This window comes from [Mycobacterium] manitobense, assembly GCF_025821665.1.
GTDB lineage: Bacteria > Actinomycetota > Actinomycetes > Mycobacteriales > Mycobacteriaceae > Mycobacterium > Mycobacterium arseniciresistens.
On the sequence record NZ_JACKSJ010000016.1, the window covers coordinates 68698 to 82980 of the forward strand.

The window sequence follows — 14283 nt, forward strand, 5'->3', positions numbered from 1 at the left end:
GCCTCCCAGCAACGAGGAAACCGGTCGTATGCAGCCGGACGCCCGGGCGCCCAGAATCGGTTCCACGGAGCGACATCCGAACGGAAGGAACTCCCATGACCCAGCAGAACGACGACACGAAGGTCGCCATCATCACCGGCGCGTCGCGCGGCATCGGCGCCGCCCTGGTCCCCGCCTACCGCAAGCTCGGCTACGCCGTCGTCGCGACGGCGCGGTCATTCACCGAGTTCGGCATCGACCCCGAAGTGCTCACCGTCGCCGCAGACATCGCCGCCCCGGGCGCGGGCGCCCACGTGGTCGACGCGGCGCTGCACCGCTTCGGCCGGGTCGACACCGTGGTCAACAACGCCGGGATCTTCGTCGCCAAACCGTTCACCGAATACACCGACGAGGACTTCGACGCCGTCACCGGTGTGAATCTGCGCGGCTTCTTCGAGGTGTCGCGCAGCGCCGTCGCCGCCATGCTGGACCAGCGCGACGGCGGCCACCTGGTCAACGTGTCGACGAGCCTCGTCGACCATGCCAACTCGGCGGTCCCCTCCGCATTGGCGTCGTTGACGAAGGGCGGGCTCAACGCGGTGACGAAATCGTTGGCCGTCGAGTACGCGGCGCGCGGCATCCGCGTCAACGCCGTCGCTCTCGGGATCATCCGCACGCCGATGCATCCGCCGGAGACGCACGCCGACCTCGCCCGCCTGCATCCGGTCGGCAGATTGGGCGACATCGACGACGTCGTCGACGCCATCCGCTATCTGGAGCAGGCGCCGTTCGTCACCGGCGAGGTGCTGCACGTCGACGGTGGCCAGAGCGCCGGGCATTGATGATGGACTACCTGTCGATGACGAGCCCCGTACCGACAATCCCTGCCACGGAGGAGTACCGATGAACGCACTGACGAACCTCGGCGTGCGCCTGCCGGTGACCGCCGCGCCGATGGCGGGCGGCGCCACCACCACCGCCATGGTGATCGCCGCGTCGCGGGCCGGCAGCCTCGGACTGCTGGCCGCGGGTTACAAGACGCCCGAAGCTCTGGGCAACGAGATCGCCGCCGTGCGGCAGGCGTCGGTCCCGTTCGGCGTCAACGTCTTCGCGCCGAACCCGGTGCCGATCGACGAGGCGGCCTACCGCCGCTACGCGGCCGCGGTGCAGCGCGAGGCGGACCGGTTCGGGCTGACGCTGCCCGCCGACCCGGTCGACGACGACGACGCGTTCGGCGCGAAGGTCGACATCCTGCTCTCCGATCCGGTGCCCGTCGTCAGCTTCACCTTCGGCCTACCGGGTGGCGACGTGATCCGTGCGCTGCAGAAGGCGGGCACGGCCGTGGTGCAGACCGTGACGTCGCTGGAGGAAGCCGAGGCGGCCGCGGCGGCCGGGGTCGACATGCTCGCCGTCCAGGCCGCCGTCGCCGGCGGCCACTCCGGGACGTTCACCCCCGATCGGATGCCGTCGCCGCTGCCCATCGGCGAGCTGGTGGCACAGGTGAGCGGCGCCGTCGGCCTCCCGGTGATCGCCGCGGGTGGGCTGGCCACCCCCGCTGACGTCGCCGCCGTGCTGCGGGCAGGCGCCACGGCCACCGCGGTGGGCACGGTGCTGCTGCGCGCCGACGAGAGCGGGGCATCGGCCACCCACAAGGCTGCGCTCACCGATCCGTCGCGCACCGAGACGGTGATCACCCGGGCGTTCACCGGGCGCCCGGCGCGCGGCCTGCGGAATCGCTTCATCGACGAGTTCGAGGCGTCGGCGCCGCTGGGCTATCCGGCGCTCCACCACCTGACGAGTCCCCTGCGCAAAGCGGCGGCGGCCGCCGGGGAGTCCGACCTGGTGCACCTGTGGGCCGGGACGGGCTATCGCCACGCCCCGCAGAAGCCGACGGCGACGATCCTGACCGACCTCGCCGGCCAGGCCTGAACGCGGCCGGTCGAACGGCAAACCCCCGTTAAAGGCCCTCCGCACTACTTCAAGAGAGCTGGCGTTTGCGGGCAAAGACCTTGCCGCAGTGAGGTTTGCGTCACACAGGGGTGAGATGACCGGGTGATATTCGCGTACTAGAGTCATCCCCGGACGGGGGGTCCGCTCGAACAAGGCGAAACCGGAGGTTGAGTGTGATCCGTTCGAATCTGCTCCGCAAGGCCGTGCTCGGCCTGAGTGTGGCGGCGCTGCCGTTCGGTGCCGCGGTGGTCATCGCCGCGCCGGCCTCGGCCGGACCCGACGTGTGCGTCGGCGGCCCGCTCGGCTACGCGTACGCGTGTGTGGACACACCGGGCTGGGTCGGCTGGTACGACGGCCCGCGGGGTCGTGGCCATTGGAAGCACGGCCACGGACACGGCCGCGGCTGACCCGACGCGCGGCCGCTAGCCCCGGGTTTCGATCACCTGCTGGGCGATGTCGATGAGCTTGGTGTTGCTCTCCTGCGACAGCCGCCGGAGCATCTCGAACGCCTGCACGTCGTCGACGTCGTAGCGCTCCATGACGATGCCCTTGGCCTGGCCGATGCGGTCGCGCGTGGACAGCGCCGACTCCAGCTGCTGACCCTGCCGGCTGGCGAGGATGGCAGCGGCGGCGTGCGCGGCCAGCACGGTGCCTATGGTCTCCGCCTCGCCGTCCCACCTGTTGGGCTCGAATCCGAAGAGGTTCAGCGCGCCTGCGGTGCGGTCCGCGGTGTAGAGCTTGAACGACAGCCCACTGAGCACGCCGATCTCCACCACGGCCTTGGAGTATTGGGGCCACCTGGACTCCTCACGGAAGTCGTCGGTACGCACGATCACGTCGTCGAGTGCCGCCTGCACGCAGGGCCCCTCCTCGAAGGTCATCTGGAGCTCGTCCAACTGGTGCGGCAGATCGGTGGTTCCGGCGAGTGACTCGAATTTCCCGCCGGGACCGACCAGCAGGATGCCGGCGGTGTCGGCGCCCGGGATCAGTTCGGTGGCCGCCGAAGTGACGTCTTCCAGCACCTGTTCAACCGAGCGCGGCATCGCGACCGTGCGCGCAAGCTCGGCCATCCGCATGGCCAGATCGTGTGGCTGTGGCTGCGTCATAGCCTCCAGGGTTCCCGATGACAGCCCCTCGCACACGGGGTTTGTGATGTGGGCGCGTGGGCATGCTGCTGCGCAGGCGGGTGCGCTGGTCGACCAGCGCACCCGTCGAGGTCTCGTCGGTTCAGACCACGAGCCGGCGGGACCGCCTTGTTTCGACGCCGGGCAAAGGCGCAGGGCAAGGTTGCTGGGCGCTGCGCCGACCGGCTGAAGACGAGCCCCACCCGGCCATCCGTGGCCGCCGCCCGGCCCTCAGCCCCGCGTCGATCCGTCTATGGCCGGCTTGGCGTCAGGACCGCTCCCATCCCGATCTGGACACGGCCGCCACAACGCGTTGACCACCCTGATGTCGCCCAAAAAGTCTTGGCACTCTCAGGCAGAGAGTGCTAATCTGATGCCGCACAGTGATTTGGCTGCCCGTCGAGGTGGCGGGCCCTGGAGCGACTTAGGAGGTGGATTGCTGTGCTTCGCTTTGATCCTTTCAGTGACCTCGATGCCCTCACCCGCGGTTTGCTGACGAGTTCGTCCGGAACGAACAGGACACCGCGGTTCATGCCGATGGATCTCTGCAAGATCGACGACCACTACGTGCTGACCGCCGACCTGCCCGGCGTCGATCCGGGTTCGGTCGACGTCGACGTAGACAACGGCACCCTGACGATCTCGGCGCACCGCACCGCGCGTTCCGAGGACTCGGTGCAGTGGTTGGCCAACGAGCGGTTCTTCGGCACCTACCGCCGTCAGTTGTCTCTCGGCGAAGGCATCGACGCGGGCGCGATCTCCGCGACCTACGAGAACGGCGTGCTCACCGTCACCATCCCGATGGCGGAACGGGCCAAGAAGCGCCGGATCGAGGTCTCCCACAGCGCCGACCAGCGTTCCATCGAGACCAACACGGTCGAGGCCGGCTGACGCAGTGCCCGTGCCCCCGGCGGATCCGCGTCCGCCGGGGGTACGGCGCGTCAGTCGTCGCGGTCGAGCCGGTGTTCCAGATGTGCACGCACCGCCGGCCATTCGATGTCGAGGATCGAGTAGACGACGGTGTCGCGGCGCGAGCCGTCGGGCAGCACCTGGTGGCTGCGCAGGATCCCGTCCAGTTTGGCGCCCAGCCGCTCGATCGCCTTGCGGCTGGCGAAGTTGAAGAAGTGCGTGCGGAACTCGACTGCCACGCAACCGAGTTGGTCGAAGGCATGGCCGAGCATCAGCAGCTTGGTCTCGGTGTTGACGCCGGTGCGCCGCGCGGCAGCGGTGTACCAGGTGTGTCCGATCTCGAGCCGGCGGTTGGTCGCATCGACGTTCAGATAGCTCGATGAGCCCACCAGCGCACCGTCGAGAGCGCGCACCGCGAACGCGACCCCGCCGTCGGCCGCGCGCAGGTCGGCCATGCGCCGCACCCATCCGGCGGCGTCCTGCGGCCCGGGAGCGGAGGTGAACCACAGTGCGCCGAGCTCGCCGTCGGCGGCGGCGTCGGCGATCTCGGGAACGTGACTCGCCGACAGCGGCTCCAGCGACACCCAGCGCCTGCCCGCCAGGTGCACCGGCTCGACGAAGCCCGTCACGACGGGCGCCCCGCCGACAACGCCACGAACAGCGCCCACGCCGCACACAGCGCGGCAGCGATGGACAGCCCGCCGCCGACGTAGAGGCCGTACCCGGCCGATACCGGCGCCACCACGTAACTGCTGTAGTACACGCCGGTCAGCGCCACCAGCAGCAGCGAGATCGCAAGCGCACCCCCCGCTGCCAACCGGGCCGACAGGCCGCGCGCGGCCATCGCCCCGGCCACGATCAGCGCCGCGGCCAGAAGCACGATCAGCTGCCCCACCCCGAACCGCGCGGGCACCGAGTCCAGGCTGCCGACCGTTCCGCCGATCGCGTTGGCCCGGCCGCCGCCGGTGGTCAGCCATGGCAACCACCCGCTCACTGCCACCACGGCCGCGCACACGGCGACCAGCCATCCGGGATTGACGCGCAGCACGCGGCGAGCCTATCGGGTGCGGTGCGCCGTCCCCTCCGCCGCGGCGCTCTAGGCTGAACCACGACCTCGATTCAAGGCGGTGCCGATGAGCGATCTCCCGGACTGGGCCCGCGGCCTCGACCTGTCCCCGCACCCGGAGGGCGGGTGGTTCCGGGAGACCTGGCGCAGCGAGCTGTCGATGCCGCCGTCCGCCTTGCCGCCGGACTACACCGGTCCGCGCAGCGCCGGTACGGCGATCCTGTTCCTGCTCATGCCCGGTCAGCAGTCGGCATGGCACACCGTGCGCAGCGCCGAACTCTGGCTCTTCCACCGCGGCAGTCCGCTCCTGCTCGAGGTCGGACCCGAGCAGGGTTCTGCCGCAGCACATCTGCTCGGCGGTGACATCACCGCCGGTGAGCAGCCGCAGCTGGTCGTCCCGCCACGGCACTGGCAGCGGGCCCGCCCGCGCGACGACGAACCGAGCCTGGTCAGCTGTGTGGTGGTGCCGGGCTTCGACTTCGCCGACTTCGCCCTGGCCGGTCCTACCGGCTGAGCAGGTCGACGGCGGCCGACACCAGCGCGGCGTTGTCCGGCGCGAGCGAACCGTCGGGCAGGTGCAGGGTGTCCTCCAGGCCGATCCGGGTCTGCACACCGCGAACCCCGGCGTGTTCCAGCAGCGGCCAACAGCTTTCGTCGAGACCGTGCAGCAGCACCGGCGCCGGTGAGCCGGCCGCCGTCACCTGGCTGAGCAGGTCGTCGGCCAGTGCCGTGTCGGCGTCGGCCTGCAGTTCGATCATCACCCGCATGCAGTGCGCGGCGATGTCACTGCCCGCCCACGACTGCGCGGCCTCAGCGTGGAAGATCCCGACCTCGACGCCCAGCCCCTTGGACAGCAGCACCTGTGCCAGCTCAGGAGATCCCGGCTCGTGCCAATTCAGTGACGCGAAATCGGGGAGCACGTCCCAACTCTCGACGGCGCGCCGCCGTTCGGCGGCATCCGGGAGCGCCCAGTAGCCGGTGGTCACCCCGAGCGGCAGGCCGGGCACCGCCTGGCGGACCGCCGTCACCGCCGCGGCGACGACGTCGGGCCGCAGCGAGTCGACGCCGTCCGGCGTCTTCGGGTGCAGGTGCACCGCCTGCGCGCCGGCTCGGTGTGCGGCCAGGGCGGCGGCGGCCAGTTGGTCCGGACTCGCCGGCAGGCCGGGATGCTGGTCCGGGGTTCGGGCGCCGTTGATGCAGGCCTTGAGGTAGATGCGGGGACCGGTCATGGGTCCATCTTCACCCGTGGCCGCCGGACGCACCCGACAACCGTGGCCGCAACCGCTCCTGGCCGATGTCTGCGTCGCCGGACAGGTCGTCGGCCAGCGCGTCGGCGTAGGCGACCAGGCCCGGCACGTCGATTCCATGGACGGCCGGGCCGTGCGCGATCGCCGCCGACGCCCGCATCAACAACGCCCGTGCGCCTGCCCGGTTACCGCGCTGGACATGGGTGATGCCGACCGCGAGCTGCGCCAGCCCCCGCCACAGTTCGCGGTGCTCCGGGGGCGCGTCCTTCCAGACGGCTTCGAGCACCTCGTGGGCGTTGAAGGCCAGGCCCTCGTCGAGCAGCCGTTGCGCTGCCGACAGGCCCTGCTCGGGTGTGACGTCGAGGTCGTCGGGAATCCGCGGCACACCGACGGCATCTCGCGGTAACGGCCTGCCGAGCGCATCACGCGGCCGGGCGTTCTGTGCGCGCCCGGCCTCGTCGCGATCCCGAGCGGCATCCACCGCTCCAGGCTACGCACCCGTGCGACTTCGGCGCGCTTTCGATCGACAGGCGAACGCAAGCGCGCCGAAATCACAATCAGGCGGGGGCGTAACCCAGTGCTGCCTTGGTCTCCAGGAACTCGTCGAAACCGAACTGGCCCCACTCGCGGCCGTTGCCACTGCGCTTGTAGCCACCGAACGGCGCACTCATGTCGAAGCCGTGGTTGATCGCCACCGAACCGGCGCGGATGCGGCGTGCCACCTGCCGGGCCTGATCCAGGTCGGCAGCCGAGACATAGCCCGCGAGACCGTATTCGGTGTCGTTGGCAATCTCCACCGCCTCGTCGAGGTCGTCGTAGCCGAGGATGCACAGCACAGGCCCGAAGATCTCCTCGCGGGCGATCGTCATGTCGTTGGTGACGTGGGCGAACACCGTCGGCTTGACGTAGTAGCCGCTGTCCAGCCCGTCCGGGCGCCCGGTGCCGCCGACCACCACGGTGGCGCCCTCCTCGACGCCCTTCGCGAGCAGTCCCTGGATCTTCTCGAATTGCGCCTTCGACGCGACCGGTCCGATCGCGTCCTTGTCGCCGGTGCCGACCTTGACGGCCCCCGCGACGTCCCGCGCCACTGCGATGGCGTCGTCCATGCGTGAGTTGGGCACCAGCATCCGCGACGGCGCGTTGCAGCTCTGCCCGCTGTTCATCATCATCACCGACACCCCGGCCGTCACGCTCTTGGCGAAGTCGTCGTCGTCGAGCACGATGTTCGGGCTCTTGCCGCCCAGTTCCTGGGTGACGCGCTTGACGGTGGCGGCGGCGTTGCGGGCGACGTCGACACCGGCCCGGGTGGAACCGGTGAACGACACCATGTCGATGTCCGGGTGGCTCGACAGCGCGGCACCGACGCCGGGCCCGTCGCCGTAGACGAGGTTGTACACCCCGGCGGGAACGCCTGCGGCGTCGATGATCTCGGTGAAGATCTGCGCCGAGTAGGGCGCCACCTCCGACGGCTTGAGCACCATGGTGCAGCCGGTGGCCAGCGCCGGGAACACCTTGCAGGCGATCTGGTTGATCGGCCAGTTCCACGGCGTGATGAGCCCGCAGACGCCGATCGGCTCCTTCACCACCAGCGTCGAGCCGTGCTGCTCCTCGAACTGGAAGTTCTTCAGCACGTCCATCGCCGTGGCGAGGTGGCCGAGGCCGAGGTTGACCTGCGGGCCGGCCGCCAGCGACGCGGGCGCGCCCATCTCCTCGTTGACCGCGTCGGCGAGATCATCGGCGCGCTTCTGGTATTCGCCCATGATGGTCTGCAGGAGGTCGAGGCGCTCTTCGCGGGTGCTCTGCGACCACGTCCCGAACGCCCGCCGCGCCGCCTGCACGGCGACATCGACGTCGACCGCCGTGCCGATAGCGATCCGGCCGGAGACCTGCTCGGTGGTCGGGTTGTCGACGTCGAGGGTGTTGGGCCGCACCGGCTCGACCCACTGTCCGTCGATGTAGAACTTCAGGTATTCACGCATGGTTTCACTCTCCCCTATCGACGGGTCCTACTGAGTACCTTCGGCGTACCAGGTGCGGAATCGGTCGTACTTGGGCATCTCCTCGGAGTTCGCGGTCGGGTCGATGCACACGTGCACCACGCCGACCTTGCCGCTGGCGTACGCGCGTGCGATCGCAGGCCCGATCTCCTCTTCCTTCTCGACGTACTCGCCGTGGCAACCGAAGCCCTCGGCGATCTTGTCCATCCGGACGTCCTTGCTCCAGTGCACGCCGGGCTGCGGCGAGGGCTGTTCGAAGGTGCGCTTGTAGACGCCCACCTCGAGGCCCCACTGGTGGTCGACGCCGACCACGCACACCAGCGGCAGGTTCTGCCGCGCCGCGGTCTCCAGCTCGGCGATGTGGAACAGGAACGCCGAGTCGCTGGTGAGCAGCATGACCGGACGCTTGCCACCCTCGGCGACCGAGGCGCCGACGGCGTAGGGCAGACCGGTGCCGAGGTGGCCGAAGTTCTGGTTCCAGATCACGTCGCGCGGCTTGGACTGCGAGTAGGTCCACTGGAAGATCACGGTCGCGCCGCCGTCGCGCACCATGATGCCGTCCTCGAGTTCGGCGAACGCCTTGGTCGCCTCGACGACGTAGCGCGCCGGGTGCACCGGGGTGCGTCCGCTCGGCGCCTCGTCGGCCACCCGGGCCAGTTCGGCGGCGTCGGCCTTGACCAGGGCGTCGAGGTTGGCCGACGGCTCTCGCGGTGAGTCCTCGAGCGCCTCGACCAGCTGCGGCACGACGCCGCGCAGGTCGCCGACCAGCGCCACGTCGACGGGCCGGTTCACGCCGATGGCCGTCGGGTCCTGCTCGACCAGCACCCACTTGCGGTTCTCATCGTTGCCGGCCCAGTGCTGGGTCCGGCCGTAGTGCATGGGCTCACCGAGCTCGGTGCCCAGCGCGACACAGAGATCGGATTCCTCGACCGCCTGGTTGGCGGCCGGGGAGAACAGGTACGGGAACGTCCGCTCCTGCAGCCCCGGGATGAACGAAGTGCCGCCCGAGGTCTGGATGACCGGGCAGTTCATCAGTTCGGCGAGCTGCTTGACCTCCTGCTGGGTGCGCGACGTGTGCACGCCGTGGCCGACGAGCAGGACCGGGCTCTTCGCCTCGCGGATCAGCCGCACCGCTTCGGCGACCTCGCGTGCGCCCGCCCCCTGGTCGACGAGCCGGTAGCGGTGCGGCGGCAGCGGGTCGGCGACGTCGAGCTCCTCGAGGATCACGTGCGACGGGAACTCGACGTAGGACGGACCCGGGGTGCCGGACATCGACTTGCGGATCGCCTCGTGGATGATCTCGTCGGTCTGATTGGCGTACTCGATGGAGCTGCTGTACTTCACCGACGGCGTGAAAAGCCCTTCCTGCTGGATGAACTGGATGCGGCCGCGACGGACGCGGCGCTCGGTGATCCTGGCCCGCTGGCCGCCGAGGAAGATCACCGGCGAGTTCTCCACCAGCGCGCACATCATGGCTCCGGCGATGTTGGCCACGCCGGGGCCCAGCGTGCCGATGCACAGGCCGGGCCCGCCGGTCATCCGCGACGCCGCCTCGGCCATGAAGCCCGCGCTGAGCTCGTGGTGCGGTGCGACGACCGACCAGCCGCGCGCCTCGGCCTCGGCGAACATGTGCACGAAGTTCGGGTCCGGGATGCCGAACAGCGTGTTGACGCCCTCGGCCTCGAACAGGTCGAGAATGCGTTTGTAGACGGGTACACCCATGGTTGAGCTCCTATGTCGGTGACTGGTAACGGTGAGCGAGTTGTCTGCGGTGTGCGGCAGGCGATCCGAACAGCGAGCGGTTCACGCTGGCGCGTTTGAGGTAGACGTGGACGCCGCTCTCCCACGTGTAGCCGATGCCGCCGTGCAGCTGCATGGCCTTGCCGACCACGTCGACCGCGGCGCCGGTGACATACGACTTGGCCATCGACGCGGCGACGTGGGCGTCGTCGCGGTCCTCGACGATCGCCGCCACGGCGTCGCCGACCAGTTGGCGTGACATCGAGACGGCCACCAGCATGTCGGCGCACGCGTGCTTGACGGCCTGGAACGATCCGATCGGACGGCCGAACTGCCTGCGCACCTTGGCATACGCCACCGTCGCGTCGAGCATGGCCTCGGCGAGGCCCAGGCTGTCGCAGGCGACGGCCACCGCGGCGCGGTCGTGCAGCCGGCGCACCGCGGCGTCGGCGTCTCCGTCGAACTGCAGGAGCTCCGGCGGATCGACGGTCCGCGACGACACCATGGCCAGCGCCCTGGTCTCGTCGACGACGGGCGCCGGGCTCACCGACAGATCGGCCACGGCCACGGCGCCGTTGGCGACCACCAGCACCTGGTCGGCGCCCCAGGCGTCGGGCACGAAGTTCAGCGACTCGAGGGTCACGGCACACCGAAGGTCGCCCGACGCGACACCGGAGAGCAGGCGGTCGCGGGTGGGTCCGGGCCGCAGCGCGTTCAGGGTGCCGACCGCCAGCACGGCACTGCCCAGATAGCTGTTGGCGGCGGCGGCGCGGCCGATCTCGGTGCAGATCACCGCGACCTCGGCGAAAGTGGCGCCGGCGCCGCCGAATTCCTCCGGCACCTCTAGACCCACCCACCCCGCGTCGACGAGCGCGGGCCACTCGACCGCGGCGTCCTTGGCGAGCAGGTCGGCGGCGACCGAGCGCAGTTCCTCGTGGAACTCGGCGAAGTCCGTCGAGTCGGGAGAAGTGGCCATCACACCGCGCTCGGTTCCCGGGGCAGCCCGAGGCCGCGCTCACCGATGATGGTGCGCTGGATCTCGCTGGAGCCGCCGGGGATCGTCCACTCCCACGACCCGATGAAGTCCAGCACCCAGGAACCCGACTCCCACCCGCTCGACATCGGTTTGGCGAGGTCGGTGTGACCGGCGAGGCCACCGATCTCGGCGCCGAAGTCGGTCATGCGTTGCAGCAGTTCGCTGTAGTAGAGCTTGACGATCGACGCGTCCGCCGGTCCCGTCGCACCGGAGTCGTGTCCCTCCACGATCTTCCGGCACATCCCACGCAGCCCCGCCAGCTCGATCTCGAACTGGGCCAGCCGGTCGGCCACCACCGGATCGCCGACAGGACTGCCCTGCACCAGCCACCGGAAGCCGGCGTTGCCGAGTCGCTCGGCGAGTTCGAGCATCGTCATGCCGCGTTCGGCGCCAAGCGTCGCCTGCGCCACCTGCCAGCCGGCGTTCTCAGCGCCCACCAGGTTGGCCGCGGGCACCCGCACGTCACTGAGGAAGATCTCGCAGAAGTGCGAGTCGCCGACGGCGTTGCGGATCGGCCGCACGTCGATGCCGGGCGACGTCATGTCCAGCAGGAAGTACGAGATGCCCTTGCGCTTCGGGGCATCGGGGTCGGTGCGGGCCAGCAGCAGGCACCAGTCGGCGTGCATACCGCCGCTGGCCCAGAGCTTCTGGCCGTTGACCACGAACTCGTCGCCCTCGCGGCGTGCGGTGGTGCGCAGCGCCGCCAGGTCGGAGCCGGCCTCGGGTTCGGAGAAGCCCTGCACCCAGATCTCGCCGTCGAGGATCGCGGGCAGATGGCGGCGCCGCTGCTCGTCGGTGCCGGCCACCAGCAGCGTCGACGCGGCGTGGTGGATGCCGACGAACGCCAGCACCAGCCGGGGCGCGTCGTGGGCGGCAAGCTCCTGGTACAGCACGATCTGCTCGGCCACCGACATGCCGCCGCCCCACTCGCGCGGCCAGTGCGGTACCGCGTAACCCGCCGCGTGCAGTTCGGCGAACCACGCCTTCTGGAAGCGGACGAACTCCTCCTCGGCCACACCGGTCTGCGCCTGCCGCCAGTCGCGCGGGATGTGGTCGGCGCACCAGGCGCGGATCTCCTCGCGCCGAGTGTGAAGATCTGTGCGAGTTTCCGCCGGATTCTCGCGCATATCTTCACGTTCGGCGGGGGTCCCGGTCACGCGTACAGTCCCGTCAGCCCGCGAGGACCCGCGGCGTGCAGCAGCCGGTCGCGGGTGGCCGACACGCCGAACGGCAGCCGGCGCAGCGGCTGGCTGTAGCGCGACAGCCAGGACAGCGTGGTCTCGTCGCAGAAGCCGACCGCGCCGTGCAGCTGGTGGCACACCCGGAACACCACCTCCGCCGCCTCCAGCGCGGCCATCCGCAGCGCCAGCGCGTCGTCGAGCGCCTCCGGGCGACCGGTCGCGATGCTCCACAGCGCGTACTTGGCCAGGATGTCCACCCCACTGCGCTCCACCTCGGCGTCGGTGAGCTGGAACTGCACGCCCTGGAACGACGACAGCGGCTGACCGAACTGCTTGCGCAGGGTGACATGGGCGATGGTGAGTTCCAGTGCACGGTCCAGCATTCCGAGCAGGGTCCAGCACGGCAGCGCCAAGGCGAGAGCGAGGTCACCGGCACCGCTGTCGTCGACCGTCGACAGTTCGAGCTCGGCGACGAACGCCGCGCCTGCGGGTCCCTGCGCGGTGACGTGGCTGCGCTGACCGGCCAACGTGACCGTCGCCCATCGCGACTGCAGCCCGGCGACGGCCGCCGACGGCCGCTGGTCGGCGACGACGATCAGCCCGTCGACGTCCAGGTCGGCCGGCCGGGCCAGCCGCTCGGCCACCGGATAGGGCAGCGCCCAGTGACCGGCGCTGCGGCACAGCGCCGCGCCGGCCTCGAGCTCGTCGGCGTCACCGCGCACGTCGAGGTCCCACGCGCCCAGTCCCGCCAGCGCGGGGCCGACCAGTGATTCGCGTTCTGCGGGTTTGGCTTCGGCCTGCTGCACCAGTTCATCGCCACCGGCCGCCTCGAATGCGCGCAGTGCCTGCCTGCCGAATTCGCTTGCGTCGTCACCCAGATCGAGGATCATCGCGCCGCCGCCAGCATCGCCCGCGACAGCAGGATGCGCTGCATCTCGATGCTTCCCGACGAGACCGTCGACGCCTGCGAGTAGCGCCAGTGGTCCTCGACCTCGCCGAGGAACCACCCGGCGTTCGGGTCGTCGTGGCGCACCTCGGCGGCGATGTCCATCAGCACCTCCGCGCTGTCCTGGTCGAGCTTGGTGACGGCGATGCGGTACGCGGCGGCGTCGCCGGGTGTGATGCGCCCGCTGCTCTGCAGGGACACCACCCGGTAGGCCAGCAGGCGGGCCCGGCGGCAGTGCGTGAGCATGCGGATCCATCTGCCGCGCAACTCTTCCGGCACCCTGTCCCAGCGGGGCCCGAGCACGGCGGGTGCCGCGGCGAGCAGCCGTTCGCAGCGGGCGTAGCGGGCGATGCCGACGCGTTCGAACGCCATCACGTCCTGCACCACCGACCAACCGGCGTCGACGGTGCCCAGCACGTCGGCCTCGGTCACCCGCAGGTCGTCGAAGAACACCTCGTTGAGGTGGTGCGGGCCCATCATGCAGCGGATCGGCCGCACCTGGATCGCCGGATCGTCCATCGACACCAGGAAGATCGTCAGGCCGTTCTGCTTCTTCGGGGTGGCTTCCGTTCCCACCTTCGACGTCCGCGCCAGCAGGAAGCACCACTGCGCCATGGTGGCGTACGACGTCCAGATCTTCTGGCCGCTCACGAGCCAGCCGTCTCCATCGGGGCGGGCGGTGGTGCGCAGCGACGCCAGGTCCGAGCCCGCCTCGGGTTCGGAGAAGCCCTGACACCAGATCACCTCACCGCGCGCGATCGGCGGAAGATGCGTGCGCTGCTGCTCCTCGGTGCCGTGCCGCATGATGATCGGCCCCACCCAGTTCACGCCCATGTACTGGGCGCCGCGCGGTTCGTGGTGCGCCCACATCTCCTCGCGCACCACCGTCTGCTCCCACACCGACGCCCCGCCGCCGCCGAACTCCTCCGGCCACGACAGGCACAGCAGATCCCGCTCGGCGAGCAGGCGGCAGAACCGCTGGGCCGTCTCGAGGTCGGCCGGATCGTCGGTGAACGCGCCGAGGTAGTGCTCGGGCACGTTGTCGTGCACCAGTTCCCGCAGATCGGTGCGCAACTGCGCAGCGCGCTGCCCCATTTCGAAATCCATG

Annotated in this window: 16 protein-coding genes; 5 read left to right on the plus strand and 11 right to left on the minus strand. The window is 70.2% G+C overall.

Annotation, left to right across the window (positions count from 1 at the left end; genetic code table 11):
- Positions 1 to 95: 95 nt before the first annotated feature.
- The 3 genes from H7I41_RS01495 to H7I41_RS01505 all read left to right on the plus strand — a co-directional run bounded on the left by H7I41_RS01495 (position 96) and on the right by H7I41_RS01505 (position 2336).
- Positions 96 to 821: an SDR family NAD(P)-dependent oxidoreductase gene (locus H7I41_RS01495; protein WP_264010775.1), complete on the plus strand. Its 726-nt coding sequence runs from the start codon at positions 96 to 98 to the stop codon at positions 819 to 821.
- A gap of 61 nt (positions 822 to 882) precedes the next feature.
- Positions 883 to 1908: an NAD(P)H-dependent flavin oxidoreductase gene (locus H7I41_RS01500; RefSeq protein ID WP_264010776.1), complete on the plus strand. Its 1026-nt coding sequence runs from the start codon at positions 883 to 885 to the stop codon at positions 1906 to 1908.
- Positions 1909 to 2102: 194 nt separating this feature from the next.
- Positions 2103 to 2336: a hypothetical protein gene (locus tag H7I41_RS01505; RefSeq protein ID WP_264010777.1), complete on the plus strand. Its 234-nt coding sequence runs from the start codon at positions 2103 to 2105 to the stop codon at positions 2334 to 2336.
- A 15-nt stretch (positions 2337 to 2351) separates the two neighbouring features.
- Here H7I41_RS01505 and H7I41_RS01510 read toward each other — a convergent pair whose 3' ends face one another.
- Positions 2352 to 3035, minus strand: a complete 684-nt coding sequence (locus H7I41_RS01510; RefSeq protein WP_264010779.1) for a GAF and ANTAR domain-containing protein — start codon at positions 3033 to 3035, stop codon at positions 2352 to 2354.
- Between the two features lie 459 nt (positions 3036 to 3494).
- On the opposite strand from H7I41_RS01510, the gene H7I41_RS01515 reads away from it, so the two are divergent.
- Positions 3495 to 3944, plus strand: a complete 450-nt coding sequence (locus H7I41_RS01515) for an Hsp20/alpha crystallin family protein (RefSeq protein WP_264010780.1) — start codon at positions 3495 to 3497, stop codon at positions 3942 to 3944.
- 50 nt (positions 3945 to 3994) lie between these two features.
- Here the strand turns inward: H7I41_RS01515 and H7I41_RS01520 are convergent, their stop codons facing one another.
- Both H7I41_RS01520 and H7I41_RS01525 read right to left on the minus strand, forming a co-directional pair.
- Positions 3995 to 4591 carry a GNAT family N-acetyltransferase gene (locus tag H7I41_RS01520; RefSeq protein ID WP_264010781.1) on the minus strand — a complete coding sequence of 199 codons (597 nt, stop codon included), beginning with the start codon at positions 4589 to 4591 and terminating at the stop codon, positions 3995 to 3997.
- Positions 4588 to 5010, minus strand: coding sequence for a hypothetical protein (locus H7I41_RS01525; RefSeq protein ID WP_264010782.1), 423 nt, complete (start codon positions 5008 to 5010; stop codon positions 4588 to 4590). Before H7I41_RS01525 ends, H7I41_RS01520 begins: the two co-directional genes overlap by 4 nt.
- Before the next feature lie 85 nt (positions 5011 to 5095).
- Here H7I41_RS01525 and H7I41_RS01530 point away from each other — a divergent pair, with 85 nt between their 5' ends.
- Positions 5096 to 5542, plus strand: coding sequence for a cupin domain-containing protein (locus tag H7I41_RS01530; RefSeq protein WP_264010783.1), 447 nt, complete (start codon positions 5096 to 5098; stop codon positions 5540 to 5542).
- On the opposite strand, the gene H7I41_RS01535 is transcribed toward H7I41_RS01530, so the two are convergent.
- From H7I41_RS01535 to H7I41_RS01570, 8 genes are all read right to left on the minus strand, one after another.
- Complete coding sequence (locus H7I41_RS01535) at positions 5532 to 6257, minus strand: 3-keto-5-aminohexanoate cleavage protein (protein WP_264010784.1); 726 nt, start codon at positions 6255 to 6257, stop codon at positions 5532 to 5534. The genes H7I41_RS01530 and H7I41_RS01535 overlap by 11 nt on opposite strands.
- A gap of 10 nt (positions 6258 to 6267) precedes the next feature.
- A complete protein-coding gene (locus H7I41_RS01540; RefSeq protein WP_264010785.1) occupies positions 6268 to 6756 on the minus strand; it encodes a DUF309 domain-containing protein in 489 nt (162 codons plus the stop codon).
- A 76-nt stretch (positions 6757 to 6832) separates the two neighbouring features.
- Entirely contained in the window at positions 6833 to 8254 is a 1422-nt protein-coding gene (locus H7I41_RS01545) for an aldehyde dehydrogenase family protein (protein ID WP_264010786.1), read from the minus strand.
- 27 nt (positions 8255 to 8281) lie between these two features.
- Positions 8282 to 9994, minus strand: coding sequence for a thiamine pyrophosphate-binding protein (locus tag H7I41_RS01550; protein ID WP_264010787.1), 1713 nt, complete (start codon positions 9992 to 9994; stop codon positions 8282 to 8284).
- Positions 9995 to 10004: 10 nt separating this feature from the next.
- Positions 10005 to 10988, minus strand: a complete 984-nt coding sequence (locus H7I41_RS01555) for an acyl-CoA dehydrogenase family protein (protein ID WP_264010788.1) — start codon at positions 10986 to 10988, stop codon at positions 10005 to 10007.
- Positions 10988 to 12175: an acyl-CoA dehydrogenase family protein gene (locus H7I41_RS01560; RefSeq protein ID WP_264010789.1), complete on the minus strand. Its 1188-nt coding sequence runs from the start codon at positions 12173 to 12175 to the stop codon at positions 10988 to 10990. The genes H7I41_RS01555 and H7I41_RS01560 overlap by 1 nt, the downstream gene beginning before the upstream one ends.
- Before the next feature lie 26 nt (positions 12176 to 12201).
- Entirely contained in the window at positions 12202 to 13119 is a 918-nt protein-coding gene (locus H7I41_RS01565) for an acyl-CoA dehydrogenase family protein (RefSeq protein WP_264010790.1), read from the minus strand.
- Complete coding sequence (locus tag H7I41_RS01570; protein ID WP_264010822.1) at positions 13116 to 14282, minus strand: acyl-CoA dehydrogenase family protein; 1167 nt, start codon at positions 14280 to 14282, stop codon at positions 13116 to 13118. Before H7I41_RS01570 ends, H7I41_RS01565 begins: the two co-directional genes overlap by 4 nt.
- Between the last annotated feature and the right edge of the window lies 1 nt (position 14283).

What these genes read in the sequence shown, in the direction of transcription:
- H7I41_RS01495 (WP_264010775.1), top strand. Translation starts at nt 96, where the DNA reads ATGACCCAGCAGAACGACGACACGAAGGTCGCCATCATCACCGGCGCG.
- H7I41_RS01530 (WP_264010783.1), top strand. Translation starts at nt 5,096, where the DNA reads ATGAGCGATCTCCCGGACTGGGCCCGCGGCCTCGACCTGTCCCCGCAC.
- H7I41_RS01560 (WP_264010789.1), bottom strand. Translation starts at nt 12,175, where the DNA reads ATGCGCGAGAATCCGGCGGAAACTCGCACAGATCTTCACACTCGGCGC.
- H7I41_RS01510 (WP_264010779.1), bottom strand. Translation starts at nt 3,035, where the DNA reads ATGACGCAGCCACAGCCACACGATCTGGCCATGCGGATGGCCGAGCTT.
- H7I41_RS01565 (WP_264010790.1), bottom strand. Translation starts at nt 13,119, where the DNA reads ATGATCCTCGATCTGGGTGACGACGCAAGCGAATTCGGCAGGCAGGCA.
- H7I41_RS01535 (WP_264010784.1), bottom strand. Translation starts at nt 6,257, where the DNA reads ATGACCGGTCCCCGCATCTACCTCAAGGCCTGCATCAACGGCGCCCGA.
- H7I41_RS01550 (WP_264010787.1), bottom strand. Translation starts at nt 9,994, where the DNA reads ATGGGTGTACCCGTCTACAAACGCATTCTCGACCTGTTCGAGGCCGAG.
- H7I41_RS01545 (WP_264010786.1), bottom strand. Translation starts at nt 8,254, where the DNA reads ATGCGTGAATACCTGAAGTTCTACATCGACGGACAGTGGGTCGAGCCG.
- H7I41_RS01500 (WP_264010776.1), top strand. Translation starts at nt 883, where the DNA reads ATGAACGCACTGACGAACCTCGGCGTGCGCCTGCCGGTGACCGCCGCG.
- H7I41_RS01555 (WP_264010788.1), bottom strand. Translation starts at nt 10,988, where the DNA reads ATGGCCACTTCTCCCGACTCGACGGACTTCGCCGAGTTCCACGAGGAA.
- H7I41_RS01570 (WP_264010822.1), bottom strand. Translation starts at nt 14,282, where the DNA reads ATGGATTTCGAAATGGGGCAGCGCGCTGCGCAGTTGCGCACCGATCTG.